Source organism: Pseudomonadaceae bacterium SI-3 (genome assembly GCA_004010935.1).
Classification (GTDB): Bacteria; Pseudomonadota; Gammaproteobacteria; order Pseudomonadales; family Pseudomonadaceae; genus Stutzerimonas.
Genome location: CP026511.1, coordinates 760,433 through 779,411, shown reverse-complemented (window position 1 = coordinate 779,411; position 18,979 = coordinate 760,433). Strand labels below are relative to the sequence as shown.

Annotated in this window: 15 protein-coding genes; 7 read left to right on the top strand and 8 right to left on the bottom strand. The window is 61.4% G+C overall.

Features of this window, described 5'->3' with window-relative positions; genetic code table 11:
- Positions 1 to 34 precede the first annotated feature (34 nt).
- The 3 genes from C1896_03745 to C1896_03735 all read left to right on the top strand — a co-directional run bounded on the left by C1896_03745 (position 35) and on the right by C1896_03735 (position 4,342).
- Positions 35 to 1,405: a nitric-oxide reductase large subunit gene (locus C1896_03745; protein AZZ44104.1), complete on the top strand. Its 1,371-nt coding sequence runs from the start codon at positions 35 to 37 to the stop codon at positions 1,403 to 1,405.
- Between the two features lie 7 nt (positions 1,406 to 1,412).
- Positions 1,413 to 2,228, top strand: a complete 816-nt coding sequence (locus C1896_03740) for an AAA family ATPase (GenBank protein AZZ47509.1) — start codon at positions 1,413 to 1,415, stop codon at positions 2,226 to 2,228.
- A gap of 77 nt (positions 2,229 to 2,305) precedes the next feature.
- Positions 2,306 to 4,342, top strand: coding sequence for a hypothetical protein (locus C1896_03735; GenBank protein AZZ47508.1), 2,037 nt, complete (start codon positions 2,306 to 2,308; stop codon positions 4,340 to 4,342).
- Positions 4,343 to 4,389: 47 nt separating this feature from the next.
- Here the strand turns inward: C1896_03735 and mscL are convergent, their stop codons facing one another.
- Entirely contained in the window at positions 4,390 to 4,800 is a 411-nt protein-coding gene (gene mscL, locus C1896_03730; protein AZZ44103.1) for a large conductance mechanosensitive channel protein MscL, read from the bottom strand.
- A 212-nt stretch (positions 4,801 to 5,012) separates the two neighbouring features.
- Between mscL and C1896_03725 the strand changes: the two genes are divergently transcribed.
- Positions 5,013 to 5,282 (top strand): DUF465 domain-containing protein, encoded by a 270-nt coding sequence (locus C1896_03725; protein AZZ44102.1) that lies wholly within the window; start codon positions 5,013 to 5,015, stop codon positions 5,280 to 5,282.
- Positions 5,283 to 5,438: 156 nt separating this feature from the next.
- Here C1896_03725 and C1896_03720 read toward each other — a convergent pair whose 3' ends face one another.
- The gene (locus C1896_03720) at positions 5,439 to 5,873 is read right to left on the bottom strand and encodes a copper transporter (GenBank protein AZZ44101.1); all 435 of its coding nucleotides are present in this window, start codon (positions 5,871 to 5,873) and stop codon (positions 5,439 to 5,441) included.
- Between the two features lie 115 nt (positions 5,874 to 5,988).
- Here C1896_03720 and C1896_03715 point away from each other — a divergent pair, with 115 nt between their 5' ends.
- Positions 5,989 to 7,350: a DNA repair protein RadA gene (locus C1896_03715; GenBank protein AZZ44100.1), complete on the top strand. Its 1,362-nt coding sequence runs from the start codon at positions 5,989 to 5,991 to the stop codon at positions 7,348 to 7,350.
- A gap of 8 nt (positions 7,351 to 7,358) precedes the next feature.
- Here the strand turns inward: C1896_03715 and C1896_03710 are convergent, their stop codons facing one another.
- From C1896_03710 to C1896_03685, 6 genes are all read right to left on the bottom strand, one after another.
- The gene (locus C1896_03710) at positions 7,359 to 7,730 is read right to left on the bottom strand and encodes a PilZ domain-containing protein (protein ID AZZ47507.1); all 372 of its coding nucleotides are present in this window, start codon (positions 7,728 to 7,730) and stop codon (positions 7,359 to 7,361) included.
- 58 nt (positions 7,731 to 7,788) lie between these two features.
- On the bottom strand, positions 7,789 to 8,250 hold the full coding sequence (locus tag C1896_03705; GenBank protein ID AZZ44099.1) for an isoprenylcysteine carboxylmethyltransferase family protein: 462 nt from the start codon (positions 8,248 to 8,250) through the stop codon (positions 7,789 to 7,791).
- 100 nt (positions 8,251 to 8,350) lie between these two features.
- Positions 8,351 to 8,989, bottom strand: coding sequence for a DNA-binding response regulator (locus C1896_03700; protein ID AZZ44098.1), 639 nt, complete (start codon positions 8,987 to 8,989; stop codon positions 8,351 to 8,353).
- A 34-nt stretch (positions 8,990 to 9,023) separates the two neighbouring features.
- A complete protein-coding gene (locus C1896_03695; GenBank protein ID AZZ44097.1) occupies positions 9,024 to 10,376 on the bottom strand; it encodes a histidine kinase in 1,353 nt (450 codons plus the stop codon).
- Positions 10,377 to 10,550: 174 nt separating this feature from the next.
- A complete protein-coding gene (gene glyA, locus C1896_03690) occupies positions 10,551 to 11,804 on the bottom strand; it encodes a serine hydroxymethyltransferase (protein AZZ44096.1) in 1,254 nt (417 codons plus the stop codon).
- 124 nt (positions 11,805 to 11,928) lie between these two features.
- Positions 11,929 to 14,976, bottom strand: a complete 3,048-nt coding sequence (locus C1896_03685; GenBank protein ID AZZ44095.1) for a GGDEF domain-containing protein — start codon at positions 14,974 to 14,976, stop codon at positions 11,929 to 11,931.
- Between the two features lie 176 nt (positions 14,977 to 15,152).
- Between C1896_03685 and C1896_03680 the strand changes: the two genes are divergently transcribed.
- Positions 15,153 to 16,820 (top strand): energy-dependent translational throttle protein EttA, encoded by a 1,668-nt coding sequence (locus C1896_03680; GenBank protein ID AZZ44094.1) that lies wholly within the window; start codon positions 15,153 to 15,155, stop codon positions 16,818 to 16,820.
- 152 nt (positions 16,821 to 16,972) lie between these two features.
- Entirely contained in the window at positions 16,973 to 18,964 is a 1,992-nt protein-coding gene (locus C1896_03675) for a histidine kinase (protein AZZ47506.1), read from the top strand.
- Positions 18,965 to 18,979: the final 15 nt, after the last annotated feature.

Genomic DNA, 18,979 nt, shown 5'->3' with positions numbered 1-18,979 from the left:
AAAGCTCGCCGGACGAACATGCAGGGGTTCAGCCATGCGCTATAAATCACAATCGGTCGCCTACTGGTACTTCGCCGTAGCGATGGTGCTTTTCGGACTGCAATTGGTGTTCGGCCTGCTGTCGGCAACCAAATACCTGGGGCCGGACCCGCTGCTGAGTATCCTGCCGTTCGATGTCACCAAGGTGATCCACACCAACCTGTTGATCGTCTGGGTCCTGACCGGCTTCATGGGCGCGACCTACTGGATGGTGCCCGATGAATCGCGCACCGAACTACACAGCACCAAGCTCGCTTACATCCAGCTGGGACTATGGACCGCCATGGGGGTTACTGCCGTCATCGGTTACCTGTTCGGCTACGGCACTGGCAACAAGCTTCTGGAGCAGCCGCTGCCGCACAAGATCGTCATCGTCATCTGCATGCTGATATTCCTCTACAACATCGGCATGACCATTAAGAAATCCGGCCGATTCACGACCACCGAAGGCGTGCTGCTACTGGGGTTGGTCAGCTCCGCCGTGCTGTTCTTTCCAGCGTTACTGCACTACGAGAACTACACGGTTTCCATCTTTTACCGCTGGTGGACCATCCATCTGTGGGTCGAAGGCGTATGGATGATGATCATGGGGGCCTTCCTCGCCTATCTGCTGATTCGCCTCTCCGGGGCGGACCGTGAAGTGTTGGAGAAGTGGCTGTACGTCATCGTCGGCCTGGTGTTCATTGCCGGCATTCTCGGCACGGCGCACCACTACTATTGGGTCGGCGTGCCTCATTACTGGCTACCAATTGGCGGTTTCTTCAGCGCGCTGGAGCCGCTGGCCATCATCGGTATGGCGATGTACGCCTACAGCGCCATGCGCCGCTCGGGCATGGCGCACCCCAATTCGCTGGCGCTGCATTGGGCGCTTGGCAGCACCATCTTCACGCTGTTCGGTGCAGGCCTGCTGGGGCTGGCGCACACCTGGCCAAGCGTCAACAAGTGGACCCACGGCACGCTGATCACCGCCATGCACGGCCACGCAGCTTTTTACGGCGCCTACGCCATGATCGTGCTGGCGATGATCACCTATGCCCTGCCATCGCTGACCAACAAGCGGCCGGAGCAAGGCACAACGATCGGTTACTGGGCCTTCTGGCTGCAGCTGGCCGGCATGTTCGGCATGACCCTTTCTTTCGCCACGGCGGGGATCGGCCAGGTGTATCTGGAGCGGATCATGGGCATGGGCTACCTGGATGCGCAGCTGAAAATCCAGATTCACTTCGTGATGCTGATCTCCACCGCCAGCATCTTCTCCGTTGGCGTTGGCTTATTTATCTACGACTTCTTCAGTTACCGACCGAGTTTCGAGGTAGACGAACACGAGCTAACAGAAACCGGCATGCGTGCAGACCGGGCCGTCTGAGGTGGGCGTGGATCAGTCTGTTCATGATCTCACCGCTCGCCGACCGCAGGACGAGCCCTGGTATCGGCCGGCGGGTAACGAGGTCACGCTGTTCGAGCATTGCCACAGCCGGGGGCTGGCGGTCATGCTCAAGGGACCGACCGGCTGCGGTAAAACACGTTTCGTCGAGCACATGGCCTGGCGGCTTGGTCGGCCGCTGATCACCATTCCCTGCCATGACGATCTTTCAGCAAGTGATCTGATCGGTCGTTACCTGATCCGACATGACGGTACCGTCTGGCAGGATGGACCGCTGACCCGAGCCGTTCGTGAGGGTGCGATCTGCTATCTCGATGAGGTCGTCGAGGCGCGGCAGGACACGGTGGTGGTGCTGCACGCACTGACCGATTACCGGCGCACTCTGCCGATCGACAAGACCGGTGAGAACGTCCAGGCAGCACCCGGTTTTCAGCTGGTCGTGTCTTATAACCCCGGCTACCAGCGCATGCTCAAAGACCTCAAACCCAGCACTCGTCAGCGCTTCGTCGCGATGGACCTGGATTTCCCGGCACCCGAGCACGAGGCGCTGATCGTGCAACATGAAAGCGGTGTCGAGCCGGCCCTGGCCAAGGGACTGGTCAGCCTCGCAGGCCGTATCCGCCAGCTGCGTGACCGCGGATTGGCAGAGGTCCCCAGCACCCGACTGCTGATTGCGGCGGGCACGCTGACCCTCTGCGGCATTCCAGTACGGGAGGCTTGCTATGCCGCTGTTGTGTCACCGCTGTCCGACGAGCCCTCGATGGTCAGCACCCTGCGCGATCTGGTTAACGGCACCTTTGTTTAGCCATTGCATGTCCCCTCGCCCCCCAGCCGCAGCTAACAAATATGCCGAGCAACGTCGCCGCAACGGCTCCTGTTGGCATGGCTGAAGCCGAGGAGCTGGTCAGCGACGCCGCACGCCATGCCGCGGTGTTCGTGCAGAGGTTATGGCGCCGTCATCGTCCGCTGCCGAAAGGCCCGCCTACGGTAACGCTTGCTGATGCGGCGCCTCGCCTCGACCTGCTGATTACTGCCGTCACCGGTACAAGCTACCCAATCAGAATTGCGCAGCTCCCGCCGATGCCCACTGTGCTGGCTCGGCTGTTTCGCCGGGCTCAGCATCCCTGGCAGAGCCAGGCAATTCCGGCTACCGACGGCAAGCACCTGTGGCTGCCCGCCGACTCCGGTATCGAGGACATCGATCGCGGTCACGAACACTATCGAATCATGGCGCTGCAACAGGCGATACGTGCTCAACGTGGCAGTGCCAGCTTCATCGATGGAACGCTTTCACCGCTACAGGCCGACGTCTATCTGCTACTTGAAGCCTGGGCGGTCGATGAAACGCTGGTCGAAATGCTGCCAGGCATGGGCTCGGCCATTGAGCATTTACGGCGACAGGCCTTGCGGCAACGCCCGTTACTCACCGCGTTCTCTCCGGCGCGCCAGCCGCTTGAATCGCTGCTGCGTCAGTTGCTCGCAAGCCCGTGCGGCCGAACGCCAGAAGATTTCCCGCTCAGCGAATCGCCTGCGCATTCACAGCAGCTAATCGATCCCGTACTGAGCACGCGGGGGTTGTCTCCGCAGGACTGTTCACTGGGCAATGCCCCGCTACTGCGGGACTGCTGGACCGGCCACCTTTTTCGGCCCAGCAGCGCAGCGGAAGGGTCAGCAAACGCGCTGCCCGCAGACGGCCAAACCTCCACCGACACAGCACCGCCGCGCAGCGCCCACTTGCCCAGGCGCCCGGATATCCGCAAAGCCGCCGAGGACGAGGACAAACACGACGAGGGAGTGTTCATGGTGCAGGCCGATGAGCCGCACCAGCACGCAGAGGACCCGCTGGGTCTGAGTCGCCCAGTCGACCATGACGAGGATACCAGCGCAGACGAATACGGCGACATGCTTTCCGAACTGCCCGAGGCACGCCTGGTTTCGACACCGGGGCGTCCTAAAGAGGTGCTGATTTCGGACGACCCGCCAGATAGCAACACGGCCCTGCAGCTCAAACGAGCTATCGCCGACGGCCAAGGCCTTTCCTATCCGGAATGGGATTACCACACCGGGCACTACCGCCAGCCCGGCGCCACCGTCCGCGTGCTGCCCAATCTGCCCGGCTCCCCGCAATGGGTAGAAGCCACGCTGGATGAACACCGTTCGATGCTGAACCAGATCCGCCGGCGCTTCGAAATGCTGAGGGCCCGCCGCGTAACGCGTCGCCGACAACTGGATGGCGACGAGATCGACCTGCAAGCCTACATCGACAGCTATGCCGACTTCAGAGCCGGCGGCTCGCTGTCCGATGCGCTGTATCAGAACCGGCGCACTGCAGAGCGGGATCTGGCGATTACCTTGCTGATCGATGTCAGCGGCTCGACGGACGGCTGGGTATCAGCCGGGCGCCGGATTATCGATGTAGAGCGTGAAGCGCTGCTCATCGTCTGCATCGCGCTGGAAAGCCTGGGTGAGCCTTACGCCGTGCAGGCCTTTTCGGGCGAAGGCCCGGACGCCGTGATCGTGCGACAACTGAAACGCTTCGACGAACCCTTCAGCCAGGAAGTGGCCCTGCACATCAGCGCGCTCGAACCGGAACATTACACCCGCGCCGGCGCGGCGATCCGTCATGCCAGCAGCGAGCTACTGCAGCAGGCCGCCACGCATCGTCTGCTGCTGCTGCTCTCCGATGGCAAGCCGAACGACAAGGATGAGTACGAGGGTCGCTACGGCGTGGATGACATGCGACAGGCCGTGACCGAGGCCAATCTGCAGGGCATCTCGACGTTCTGCCTGACAATCGACCGCCAGGCAGCCAACTACTTACCCAAAGTATTCGGCGCTCACCAATACGCCTTGCTGCCAAAACCGGAACTACTGCCGAGCGTATTGCTGGAGTGGCTCAAGCGGCTGATCGCGACCTGATCAGGCCAAAGCCTTTAGAGATCGAACGCCGCTGGAATCCCTCAGGCTCAGGGTCGGTTTTGCGCACGCAGCGCATCCCGGATCTCGGTAAGCAGCGTTTCCTCCTTGCTCGGCGCTGGCGGTGCAGACGGGGCCGCCGCCTCCTGGCGCTTCAAGCTGTTGAGGCCCTTGACGGCGAGAAAGATGGCGAAGGCCACAATGCTGAAATCGAACACTGTCTGCAGGAAGCGGCCATAGCTCAAGGTCACTGCGGGCGAATCCCCAACCGCCTGCTTGAGCACAATGGAGAGGTCCGAGAAATCGACACCGCCGATCAACATACCCAACGGCGGCGTCACGACATCAGCGACAAAGGACGAGACGATCTTGGTGAAGGCGGCGCCGATGATAATCCCCACCGCCATGTCGATGACGTTGCCTCTGACAGCAAATGCCTTGAATTCGTTGATCATGCCCATCTTGCTTTCCTTCAATCGGATAGTTTTCTTGCGGTCGGATCGTCCGCCGTAGCGCTTCGACAAGCTGCAGCATAGATTGGGTTCAAGTGGCGAGCCAGAGAGATTCGGCGATGAGCGGCAGGCGACAGTACGGACTGCTTGATCGCCGTCAAAAAGAATCGTGTGGCGCAACGCTAAGGTACAGCTCTTCTCATCCAACCGGAGCGGCACCCATGCACGTCGAACATCACCCCCTGGTCAAGGATTTCCCCGAAAAGCTCGAGCAGCTTCATCAGCTGCGTCAGCAGGATCCCAAGTTCGCCCGCAAGGCTGAAACCTACGAGGCACTGGACAAGCAGATTTGCCGTGTCGAGGACGGTGTTGAACTGCTCGATGACGAAGCCCTTAGCGCGCTCAAATTGGAGCGAGTATCACTCAAGGACGACATTGCGCGTGACCTCAAGCGTGCCAGCGGCAGCTGCTGCGGTGGCTGCTGCGGCTAATCCTGCTCGGCCCTCCCCGCCCGTCAGCCTCGGTTCGCCTGGCGTGACGGGTCGCGGATATCTTCTCCCCCTTGGCTAACCTTTCAAACGCGTCCAGCCGCTAGCATCCAGCCGGTTTCTCTCTTCTGTGAGAACTGAAAGACCGCGCTGTGGCTGTTAGAACAACCCGCCGAATCTAAAGCCAGACCCAACCCAGACGAAGGCCACCGCTGTCAGTGTGATCAGCACGATATGCACACCCAGTTGCGGCAAGCGCTGCGCATCGAGCTTCGGGATTATCGCCAGCCTTGCATGTACACCCAGCGCTGCGGTGAAAACCAGCAGCACCAGCTTGGCCTGAACCAGATGAGCGATTGGCGAGTCGCCGAACCATTGCGCGTGCGGCAACCACTGCCCTGCCAGCCATATGCCGGTGGCAATCTGTAACAGCAAGGCCGGGATTCCGACCCGCTCATAGAGCTGCTCAAAAGCCCGCACCGGCTGCACATCACCCCGGCGCAGAGCCCCGGGCAGCACGCTGAACAGCAAAACCAGGTGGCCGCCTACCCAGACGCTGGCACCTAGCAGGTGCAGAAACAACAAATGGCGCATGGGATGACTCCTGTTCGGTTTGTTTACAGTCTGGAGGGTTAAGTGGCGCTTGTGGCTGATGGCGATCAAGTCAGCCGCTATCATGCGACTCCACTCATCCGACGCGGAGTCTCCCATGGCCAAGGCCAAGCGCATGTATGGCTGTACCGAATGCGGCTCGACCTTTCCCAAATGGGCCGGTCAATGTGGTGACTGCGGCGCCTGGAACACGCTGGTGGAGACCATTATCGATGGCGCAGCCCCACCATCGGGCCGCGCAGGCTGGGCTGGGGAGCAAGCCAACATCCGAACGCTGGCCGAAGTCAGCGTCGAGGAAGTACCACGTTTCTCCACCGCCTCCGGTGAGCTGGACCGTGTGCTCGGCGGTGGCCTGGTGGACGGTTCGGTGGTGCTGATCGGCGGTGATCCTGGCATCGGTAAGTCGACCATCCTGCTGCAGACGTTGTGCAACATTGCCCGACAGTTTCCCGCGCTCTATGTCACCGGTGAAGAATCCCAGCAGCAGGTGGCCATGCGTGCTCGTCGCCTGGACCTGCCGCAGGACCAACTCAAGGTCATGACCGAAACCTGCATCGAATCAATCATTGCTACTGCGCGGCTGGAAAAGCCGAAGGTGATGGTCATCGATTCGATCCAGACCATTTTCACCGAGCAGCTGCAGTCGGCACCGGGTGGCGTCGCCCAGGTACGGGAAAGCGCGGCGCTGCTGGTGCGCTATGCCAAGCAGAGTGGTACAGCGATTTTCCTCGTCGGTCACGTTACCAAGGAGGGCGCACTCGCGGGTCCGCGCGTGCTGGAACATATGGTCGACACGGTGCTGTACTTCGAAGGCGAGTCGGACGGCCGCTTGCGGCTGCTGCGCGCCGTGAAGAACCGCTTCGGTGCGGTCAACGAGCTGGGCGTGTTCGGCATGACGGATAAGGGGCTGAAGGAAGTTACCAACCCTTCTGCGATCTTCCTTACCCGCGCGCAGGAAGCGGTGCCTGGTAGCGTGGTCATGGCAACGTGGGAAGGCACCCGGCCGATGCTGGTGGAAGTGCAAGCGCTGGTCGATACCAGCCACATGGCCAATCCCCGGCGCGTTACCCTCGGCCTGGATCAGAATCGTCTGGCCATGCTGCTGGCCGTCCTGCATCGCCACGGCGGCATTCCGACCTACGACCAGGACGTGTTCATCAACGTGGTCGGCGGCGTGAAGGTGCTGGAAACGGCCTCAGACCTGGCGCTGATGGCGGCGGTGATATCCAGCTTGCGCAACCGCCCGCTGGATACCGACTTGTTGGTGTTTGGCGAGGTCGGTCTGTCCGGGGAGATCCGTCCGGTGCCAAGCGGCCAGGAGCGACTGAAGGAAGCCGCCAAGCATGGTTTCAAGCGCGCCATCGTGCCCAAGGGCAACGCACCGAAGGAGGCGCCGGCCGGGCTACAAGTAATTGCCGTGACACGGCTTGAGCAGGCCCTGGACGCGCTATTCGAGTAATCCCGGCGCTATCGCGGCTCGCCAAGCGCTGCCAGCTCACGTTCGAGCAGCGCTTCGTCGCCCAGGTTGAGTTCGACCAACCGCCGTAGGTGGCTGATCGAGTCGACATCGATATGCCGGCAGACCAGCCCGACCAACTCACCGTCGCCACGAGTCATCTCTACTTCCATACGCACCTCGGCGTCATCCGAGAGCCGAATGCGGACTTCGAACGGCTGGGAGGGATCCGCATCCCAGCCAGCCGGGCGGTGCACCAACAAGCCCCTCAGGGAAAGATCGTGCAGCTGGACAGGCCAGCGACGCTGGCCCTGCACCAGCTCCGTTTCGGCATCGAATTCAAAGCGCTGAAAGCGCCGGCGGTCGCTGGTTGTCTCGATCATCATGTCCACTCCCCGAAAACTTCATTTCTCACTATAGGCGACATCATCACCCACCTGCTCAGAGCCACCGCCGGACACGCCGTCGGTAGATTCGATAGTCGTCACCAAACAGCCGCATCAGCAGGTGCTCTTCGTGAACGATCACGGTGCGTTGCATGCAAACGACCAACAAGGGCAATAGCAACCACGGCCAGACACTGTTGAGCAACAGCCCAACACCGCAATAGATGAAGGTGTCGGCGAGATAAATCGGGTTGCGCGAGAAACGAAACGGCCCGCTCTGCAACAGACTGCTCGGCTTGCCGTAGGGGTTGATAGTGGTGCGATAACGATGCATTTCCAGCGCCGACCAGAGCATCAGCACGATGCCGACCGCTATCGATACCCAGCCGGCATAAAACACCAGTTCGTGTTCAGGCAGGTCGAGAGGCACCCATTTCGACGCCCCCCATGCACCACCCATGAAGGCCAGATAGACCAGGGGTGGAGGCGGAATCATTCTGACAGAGGCGTGGCTCATGGCGCGTCCCGATGTATTGGATGCGCCTATCCTACAGAAGCCACCGCGTAACGCCGCCTGCTTTTAGTAGCGCGTCCCGGCGGCGCTGACAGTTGCCAAGTTAATGCTGCCCTGGGAGCCAGCCATGCACCATTGCATGCTTCATCAGATCCGCCGGGCGGTCGATATCCAGCTTGCGGCGAATGCTCAGGCGATGCGTTTCGACCGTCCGTACGCTGATTTGCAGGGTACGCGCCATGGTCTTGTTGTTATGCCCTTGGGCCAGCATCAGCAGCACTTCACGCTCACGAGGCGTGAGCTCGCGCTCCTCGGCGCTCCGGCTGGCCAGCTTCTCGGCGATACCCTCGCTGTAATAGGTGCCTCCGGCGGCAATCGCTTGGATCGCGACAATGATTTCCCGTGAGGGCGCATCTTTCAGTACATAGCCGCTGGCGCCGACCTTGACTGAAGTGTTCACGTATTCCTGATTGTCGTACATGCTCAGAATCAGCACGCGCAAGCCGGGAAACTGCTGGCGCAGTGATTGCGTCAGTTCAAGACCGTTTACATCCTTCAGCCCGATGTCCATCAACACGACATCGGCCGTGACACGACCCAGCAGCTCAAGCGCCTCGGCGCCGCTGCCAGCTTCGCCGACCACGTCCAATTCGGGCACGGCCATCAGCAAGGCGCGGATGCCGTCCCGAACCAAAGCATGGTCGTCGATCAAAGCCACCTTGATACACGCTTGCGGGTTCATCGAGCGAGCCTCTTATTATTCAATGTTCGACAGTTCAGCCGGCCCGGGCCGGCAAGGTGACATCCAGTTCGGTGCCACCGGATTCAGATAGCAGGCTGAAACGACCACCGAAGTGTTCCACCCGTTCGCGGATGTTACGCAGACCGATGCCGCCGCCCTTGATGCTGTCGAGATGGCGCGGATTGAAGCCGACTCCGTCGTCCCTCACCCGCAGGCGCACCGACGCGTCGTCGCCGTCCAGATTGATGTGCACCGACTGCGCTGCAGCGTGACGCTCGATATTGGCTAGCGCTTCCTGCAACACCCGGAACAGCGCAACTGCCACCGAATCGTCAGGATCGTTCTCACCGAGGTCGTTGCTGTATAGCATTTTCAGCCCGCTGCGCTGTTCGAACTCGGCCACAAGCTGGCCAACAGCCGCCGACAGGCCCAGCGTGTCGAGCAGCGATGGATGCAGATCATGGGAGATGCGCCGCACCTCGCCAATCGCCCCCGCCAGCCGCTCGGTACCGCGATCCAGAGTTGCCAGCGCATTGGGATTGCCGCTGGCGAGCTCGTGACTGGCCAGTTCAAACTGGAACTTGATCGACACCAGTAGCTGACTGATGCCGTCATGCAGTTCGCGAGAAACACGAGAACGCTCTTCTTCCTGCAAGCTGACAATGCGCTGGGTCAGTAACTGCAGCTTGCGGTCGGCCAGTCGTCGTTCGCTGACATTGAGCGTCAGGCCACTGGCGAAGACCAGCAACACCGCGACGAGCGCGACGCCGGCGATGGCCAGCATGGTGGTGTAGATGCCACTGGCGACCTCTTCGCGCACCTGCAGAATCGCCTCATCTACGTCCTCGAGATAGATGCCGGTGCCCAGCATCCAACCCCAACGCTCCAGCATCACTACATAGGCCAGCTTCGCGGCGAACTGTCCGGTCGACGGCTTCTGCCAGGCGTAGCGCTGGAATCCGGTACCTGTCTCGGCACTGCGCATCAACGCCTGGATCACTGGCAAACCGTTAGGATCGGTCATGTTCCACAGATCCTTGCCGACCAGCTCGCTCTGGCGCGGATGCATCAGGTTGCGCCCGCTGCGATCGTAGACGAAGAAGTAGCCATCGCTGCCGAAACTGAAGCGCCCCAAAGCAGCGAGCACCTTCTGTTTGGTCTCCTCATCGTTCAGACCGCTGCCATAGAACGGCGCGATGGTGCTCAAGGCCATCTCGACGTAGTTCTTCAGCTCGGCCTGCTTGCTCGCCAGGATGCTGCTTTCGATCAGCTTCGCCTGCTGCTCGCCGAGCCGCTGGTTCTGGAACAGCACCAGCGCGCAGACCACCGCCACAGCCAATAGCAGGGGCAGGATGCTGAGCGCGGCAATCTTGTGCTTGAGCTGCATCGAGCCTCTCCGATGACCTAAATCTGGCAAAACGTGAGTGAAACTTAACCCAGGCGGCGCGGCAGGCACAGTACCAGATGGCACTTAGCCTTGACGCGCCGTGACGCGGGCGATTCCTCACTGAAACGAAAAAGCCCGGCACAGGGCCGGGCTTTCGTTACTGCATGAAGCGTCTTACTGACCGTAGACCGGGAACTTGGCGCAGACCGCCTCGACCTTGGCACGAACTGCTTCGATTACCGACTCATCGCCCATGTGGTCGAGGATGTCGCAGATCCAGCCAGCCAGATCGCGGCACTCGGTTTCGCCGAAACCGCGGGTGGTGACGGCCGGAGTACCGATGCGCAGGCCGGAGGTCACGAACGGCGAACGCGGGTCGTTCGGTACGCTGTTCTTGTTCACGGTGATGTGCGCGTTGCCCAGCGCAGCATCCGCGTCCTTACCGGTGATGTCCTGCTTGATCAGGCTGAGCAGGAACAGGTGATTCTGGGTACCACCAGAAACCACGTCGAAGCCGCGCTGAATGAACACCTCGGCCATGGCCTGGGCATTCTTCACAACCTGCTGCTGGTAGGTCTTGAACTCAGGTTGCAGCGCTTCCTTGAAGCATACCGCCTTGGCGGCGATGACGTGCTCCAGCGGGCCGCCCTGGGCGCCTGGGAACACTGCAGAGTTCAGCTTCTTCTCGATCTCGGCATTGGCGCGGGCCAGGATCAGACCACCGCGTGGGCCGCGCAGGGTCTTGTGAGTAGTAGTGGTCACTACGTCGGCGAACGGCACCGGGTTCGGGTAGACACCAGCAGCAACCAGACCAGCTACGTGGGCCATGTCGACGAACAGGTAGGCACCGACCTTGTCGGCGATCTCGCGGAAACGGGCGAAATCCAGTTTCTGCGAGTAGGCAGAGAAACCAGCGACAACCATCTTCGGCTTGTGCTCGAGGGCTAGGCGCTCGACTTCGTCATAGTCGATCAGGCCCTGGTCGTTGATGCCGTACTGCACGGCGTTGTACAGCTTGCCGGAGGAGGACACGCTGGCGCCGTGCGTCAGGTGACCACCGTGGGCCAGGCTCATGCCCAGAATGGTGTCACCGGCCTGCAAGAGGGCGAGGTAGACGGCGCTGTTGGCCTGGGAGCCGGCATGCGGCTGGACGTTGGCGTAGTCGGCGCCGAACAGTTCCTTGGCGCGGTCAATGGCCAGCTGCTCGACCACATCGACGTACTCGCAACCGCCGTAGTAGCGCTTGCCCGGATAGCCTTCTGCGTACTTGTTGGTCAGTACCGAACCCTGGGCCTCCATCACCGCGGGGCTGGTGTAGTTCTCCGAGGCGATCAGCTCGATGTGGTCTTCCTGACGCTTGGCTTCCTGCTCCATGGCAGCGAAGAGATCGGCGTCGAAACGGGCGAGGGTCAAATCACGGCTGAACATGGCAGTCCCCTGAGAATCAGCTGGCGGTAATAAAGAGGCGCGGATTCTACCTCATCCGCCGGAGCGCGGGTATGAGCCGTGGTCATCTACAACATGAGACAAGCTGCTAGCGGTTGCAGCCCCGTTACAACGCAGCCCCTGGTTCTAGCTGGCCGACTGTGGCCTGCTGCTTGCAGTTTGAAATTGACGCTTTCAACTTTGCCGCTGGCACCGGCAGGCCGAGATAGAAACCCTGCACCTCGTCGCAGCCATGCTCGCGAAGGAAGTCCAGCTGCGCCTGGGTTTCGACGCCCTCGGCGATCACCGACAGACTGAGGCTATGCGCCATGGCAATGATCGCTCGGGCTATCTGCCCATCCTGCTCGCCTTCGGGCAGACCATCGACGAAACTGCGGTCGATTTTCAGCACATCGATGGGGAATTGCTTGAGGTAGTTCAACGAAGAGTAACCGGTGCCGAAATCGTCGATGGCAATCGAGGGGCCGAGCTGCTTGAGCGCATCGAGCATGCGCATCGCGCCCCCGACGTCCTGCATCAGGATGCTCTCGGTCAGCTCCAGCTCCAGCCGGCTCGGTGCAATTTTGCTGAACGCGAGAATCCCGGCGATGCGCTGACCCAGCTGACCATCGGCGAACTGGCGGGCCGAAAGGTTCACCGAAACCTTCGGCACCACCACGCCCTCCCGCTCCCAGTTTCCGATCTGCCGGCAGGCTTCGCCGATGACCCAGTCGCCTACCTCGACAATCAGCCCCAATTCCTCCAGCGCCGGAATGAACTCGCCGGGCGGCACCAGACCACGGGACGGGTGCTGCCAGCGCAGCAATGCCTCGACACCGGTCAGCGTATGGCCGTCGGCGAGGTATTGCGGCTGGTAGTGCAGCACGAACTGTTGCTGTTCGAGGGCGTGGCGCAGATCGCTTTCCAGCTCCAGACGCTCCAGTGCGCTGGCATTCATCTCGGCCTGGTAGAACTGGAAATTGTTTTTGCCGCGCTCTTTGGCGTGATACATCGCGGTGTCGGCATTTTTCATCAGCTGGCTGATGTCGTTGCCATCCTGTGGGCTCAGGGCAATGCCAATGCTGGCGGTGACAAAGAACTCTCGGCCAGACAGCACGAACGGTTCGGCGAGACTGCCCAGGACCCGTTCAGCCACATGGATTGCCCGGCTCAGCGCCTCGTCGCGATCACCACCGGGGCGCAACAGAAAGGTGAACTCATCGCCGCCCATGCGCGCCACCGTGTCGTCCTCATCAACGCACGACGCCAGGCGCACTGCGACGTCCTTGAGCATGCGGTCACCGGCGGCGTGACCGAGCGAATCGTTGATTGGCTTGAAGCGATCCAGATCGAGAAACATCAGCACCACCCAGCCACGGCGCCGGGCGGCCAATTGCAGGCTGCTGTGCAGACGGTCCTGAAACAGCGTGCGATTGGGCAGCTGAGTCAGCCCGTCGTAATAGGCCAGCCGGTGGATGCGCTTTTCGCTGGCCTTGCGCTCACTCATGTCGCTGAAAAAGCAGACATAGCTCACCAGCTCATTCTCATCGTCGCGAACGGCGGTAATGCCGATCCAGCATGGGTAAGTCTCGCCACCCTTGCGCTTGAGCCAGAACTCCCCTTCCCAGCTGCCGGTCTGCAGGACCTGGCTGTGCACATAGTCCATTTGATTGGCCTGCTGACGGTCGGCGCTGAGCACCATCGGCAGCTCGCCTCTGATCTCGTCGACGCTGTAGCCGGTGATCCGGACGAATGCCGCATTGACCTGGACGATCTTGCCGGCGGGATCGGTGACAACGATGGCCGCCGTGGAATGGTCGAATACGGTCGCCGCGCGGCGCAATGCCGTCTCGGCTTGGCGCTGTTCGCTGACATCCCGGCCAATGCACAGGGTTCCATCGAACCGGTTGTTCTCGTCGGAGATCAGCATCATCCGCAGCTCGATCGCGACCGACCGGCCATCGGCCGCGAGACAGTCGAAATACAGGGTTTGCGCCTGCAAGGTCTGCCCCAGCTTAGCCAGTTCAACCGGGCTGACCGAAGCATCGCGCACCCGCCTCATCAGGTCATAGAAGCGCGCCGCCTGGCGCGGTTTGGCCACCACTCGATCCAGGCCATGCTGCGCCGCCCACTCCGGGCTGTAGCCAAGCACGGTCTGCACCGAAGGGCTGATGTAGTCGATGCGCAGCGAACTGTCGGTGGTGAAGACCACATCGCGCAGGCTACCGGCGAGCATCCGGTAGCGACGTTCGCTATCACGCAGGGAATGGCTGTGTTCCATGTTCGCAGTGACATCCCGGGCCACGCCAATCAAGCGCTGCACCTTCCCCTGCTCATTGCGCGTCAGGACCTGTTCAGTCACGCAGAACCAATGCCATTTGCCGTCACGGTGGCGCCAGCGCAGTAACGACTCCTGCACGACGCCGTCAATCATCGAACCGCGAAGGGCCAGCAGCCGCCAGATGTACTCTTGATCGTCCGGGTGGCTGATGCGTCGCCAGAACAGGTTGCTGTCGTCGCCGCGCTCTTCTTCGCTGTAGCCCAGCCGCGCGGCCAGGTTGCTGTTGCTGAACAGCAGCTTGCCGGCCTCCAGATCCTGGACATAAAGGGTGTCCGGCACTGCGCGCAGCACCTCCGACCAGAACCGTTCACGCTCAACCAGTGCCGCCTGCGCCGACCGCTCACGCGTGATATCGCGCATGACCCAGACAAAACCAGACGGCTCCAGCTCACCCGCCAGGTGCAAAGCCCGCCGCGTGATCGAAAAGAGACGGCTCTCCCCCTCCTGAAGCAGTCGCACGGCCTCAAGGCACAGATCAACCGTCGAATTGGCCGCGTCGAACGCCAGGGGATCCAGATTCGGCAGCAGCTCCTGCAGACGATAACGTGGAGCCTCGCGGCTACTCAGGCCGAACATTGCCTCGGCCTGGTTGTTGAGAAATTGCAGACGGCCACTGAAGTCGCTGATCAGAATCCGCTCTTCGATCGCCCCGAGCGCCGTCGCCGAATAGCGCAACAGTTGCCAACGAGCGCGCAGGCGAAGCGGCACAAGAAAGCGCGCACAGGTGACAGCAATCCTGCGGACAAGCCTGTCGAGGCGGGCTGACACTGATGGGGAAGGATGTTGATCGATCAAACGATTAAGTCCTTTGTGGCGTTGCGGCGAGCGCGGCATCGGACCAACGCCCGAACGGCGTCAAGGATGCCCTGAGAGCCATCAAAGCGCCAGCATCGAGTCAGCAACCCAGTTTGCCCTGCCAGATGCATTCCGGTAGCTTTGCGAGTTCGGTTCGACCCGCCCACAGCGGCGGGATTCGCCTCATTTTTTCCTCGTCACGGGCACTCGTCTCCATGGCTCAATACGTCTACACCATGCATCGGCTTGGCAAAGTCGTTCCACCGAAGCGTGAAATCCTCAAGAACATTTCCTTGTCCTTCTTTCCCGGCGCCAAGATCGGTGTGCTGGGTCTCAACGGTTCGGGCAAGTCCACCCTGCTGAAGATCATGGCTGGGGTCGATAAAGAGTTCGACGGCGAAGCGCGGGCGATGCCTGAGCTGAATGTCGGCTACCTGCCGCAGGAGCCGGAGCTCGACCCGAACAAGACGGTTCGCGAAGTCGTGGAAGAAGCCGTCAGCAGCATCAAGGATGCCCAGGCGCGCCTGGACGAAGTCTACGCCGCCTACGCTGAGCCGGATGCCGATTTCGACAAGCTGGCTGCCGAGCAAGCCAAGCTCGAAGCGATTCTGCAGGCCAGCGACGGTCACAACCTCGAGCGCCAGCTGGAAGTCGCCGCCGACGCCCTGCGCCTGCCGCCATGGGACGCCAAGGTCGAGCACCTGTCCGGCGGTGAAAAGCGCCGCGTGGCGCTGTGCCGTCTGTTGCTCTCAGCACCCGACATGCTGCTGCTGGACGAACCAACCAACCACCTGGACGCCGATTCAGTGGCCTGGCTGGAGCACTTCCTCCATGACTTCACCGGCACCGTCGTCGCGATCACCCACGATCGCTACTTCCTGGACAACGTCGCCGGCTGGATCCTCGAACTCGACCGCGGCCAGGGCATCCCCTACGAGGGCAACTACTCCGGCTGGCTGGAAGCCAAATCCAACCGCCTGGCGCAGGAATCCAAGCAGCAGTCGGCCCATGAAAAGGCCATGAAGGAAGAACTGGAGTGGGTGCGCAAAGGCGCCAAGGCCCGCCAATCCAAGTCCAAGGCACGCTTGCAGCGCTTCGAGGAAATGCAGTCGCAGGAATTCCAGAAGCGCAGCGAAACCAACGAAATCTACATTCCGGCCGGCGCGCGCCTGGGTGACAAGGTCATCGACTTCCACAATGTGACCAAGGGTTACGGCGACCGCGTACTGATCGACGACCTTTCCTTCAGCATGCCCAAGGGCGCCATTGTTGGCGTGATTGGCGGCAACGGTGCGGGCAAGTCGACGCTGTTCCGCATGATCATGGGCAAGGAGCAGCCGGATTCGGGCAGCATCGAGATCGGCGATACCGTGCAGGTCGCCTGTGTCGATCAGAGCCGCGATGACCTGGACGGCAGCAAATCCGTATGGGAAGCAGTGTCTGACGGCGCCGACATGATCCGTATCGGCAACTACGAAGTTCCGTCACGCACCTACGTGGGGCGTTTCAACTTCAAGGGCGGTGACCAGCAGAAGTTCGTCAAGGATCTCTCCGGCGGTGAGCGCGGTCGCTTGCACCTGGCGCTGACGCTGAAAGAAGGCGCCAACGTACTGCTACTCGACGAACCCTCCAACGACCTCGACGTGGAAACCTTGCGTTCACTCGAAGAAGCGCTGCTGGATTTCCCCGGCGCCGCCATCGTGATCTCCCACGATCGCTGGTTCCTCGACCGCGTCGCCACACACATCCTTTCCTATGAGGATGACGGCAGCATCGTATTCTTCGAGGGCAACTACACCGAGTACGAAGCCGATCGCAAGAAGCGCCTCGGCGACGCAGCCTCCCAGCCGCATCGGGTGAAATACAAGAAGCTTGCCCAGTAGCATCAACCGCGGAGCCGAAAGGCTCCGTTTTTGTGTGGCGAAGCGCCTCTGGTGGCAACTGGCCCAATACCGGATAATCGCGCTTTTTCGACGCTTGGCACGACACTTGGATGTCAGGCCGGCAGCAATCGCAAGGGAAGGTCACGGTCACCATGGCAGCACTGGGATTACGCGGCAAATCACTGCTGGCGTTGCTATTGACCTTCCTGCTGGCAATCGGAGTGGCTGTACTGGTTGGCCGCGAAGCATTGCAGGGCGTGCAAAGCCGCTTTGGCGAAGCCTATGCGCGCAACGTGGTTCAGCTCAACCGTGAACGACTGTTCGCCCCGGTCACCCGGGAACTGGCGCTGGCGCAGCGGCTGGCGGAATCGGAGATTACCCGCGCCTGGCTGCTAGATGAGAATGATCCGGTCAAGCGGGAATTATTTTTCCGCGAGGCGGCTGGCTATCAACGGGCACTCAGTGACCACTCCTACTTCGCCGCATCGGCAGCCTCCAATCGCTACTACTCCAACGGCGACCAGCAACCTCCCAGCGAGGCGCCCCGCTATGAGATGAAGCCCGATGCGCCGGAAGACGAGTGGTTCTATGCCACCCTGCGTTCGGACGCGCCCTATCATCTCAATGTCGACCGCTCGGCCATCAGCGGCGACCTGAAGATCTGGTTCAACATTGTGGTCCGTGATGGCGGTCGCCCGCTCGGCATCGTCGGCTCCGGGATCAGCCTGAACGCGTTCGTCACCCAGTTCATCGAAGAAGACAAGACCGGCGTCGAGTCGATGGTGCTCGACAGCTACGGCTCGATCCTGGTCCACCCCAACCATAACCTCGTCACCCTGAACGCCGACACCTCGCAGGGCCGCTCGCTGTCCACCAGCCTGCTTGGCCTGCTCGACGATATCGACCAGGCCAAGGCGCTGCGCCAGGCCATGAGCTACGGCCGCGAACATCCTGGCGAGACCGCCACGTTGAAGGCGAACCTCGATGGCGAGCCTCGCCTGCTGGCCCTGACCTGGATTCCGGAACTGCAATGGTTCGTCACCAGCGCTGTGGATCTACGAACCGCCCAAGTCATTGAGCTGAAGCCTCTGCTGCCCGCCCTCGGTGCTGTGTTGCTGCTGTTGCTGCTGCTGATTGCAGCCGGCGCCTGGCTGGTCGATCGTCGTGTGCTGAGCCCGTTGCGGCAACTGCGCAAGAGCGCCCAGGCTATCGCCGCTGGACAATACAACGCGCCGCTGCCGATCGATCGGGATGACGAGATCGGCGAACTCAGCGCTGCGTTTCGCAGCATGGCGCTGAAAATCCATAGCCACACCAGCGAGCTTGAAAGTCGCGTCAACGAGCGCACGCGGGAACTGCAGCAGGCCAACCGCGACATGGCCGCCGCACATAAAAAGATCGACGACTCGATCGACTACGCCAGCCTGATCCAGCACGCCATCCTGCCCAAGCGCCAGCTGGTGGCCGACCTCGACGAACGCCACGCCGTGCTCTGGCACCCTCGCGACGTAGTTGGCGGCGATTTCTATGTCTATCGCGCCACCGAACAAGGTTGCCTGCTCGGCGTGGTCGACTGCGCTGGCCATGGTGTGCCCGGCGCGCTGATGACCATGCTCGCTCACGCTGCAATCGAACAGGCAATTGCCGACGCCGGGCACGCCGACCCAGCCGCCGTCCTCGCGCGTACCGATGGCATCGTACGCAAGATGTTGCGCGACGACTCAACCCAACACGCCCTCGCCACCAACATGGATGTGGGCCTCGCCTACGTCGACTTCCAGCGTCGTCTGGTGGTTTATGCTGGCGCCAAGATCGCGCTCTACTACAGCGATGGCGAACGCCTCGACGAATTACCAGCCGGGCGCCGCGCCATCGGCGACCGACGCATCGGCGAATATCAGAATGCTGAGGTAGAGTTGCAGCCTGGGCGAACCTTCTACCTGGCCACCGATGGCTTCCTCGATCAGGCGGGTGGTGAGCTGGGCTATGGATTCGGCAACAGCCGCTTCGCCGAGATGATCCTGCGGCATGCCCGCCTCCCTATGGGCGAACAGGGTGCTGCGTTCAAAGCGACCCTGGACGAATATCAGGGCGATTACCCCCAGCGTGACGACATTACGATGTTGTGTTTCCGTTTCGATTGAGCGCCATCCACCGGA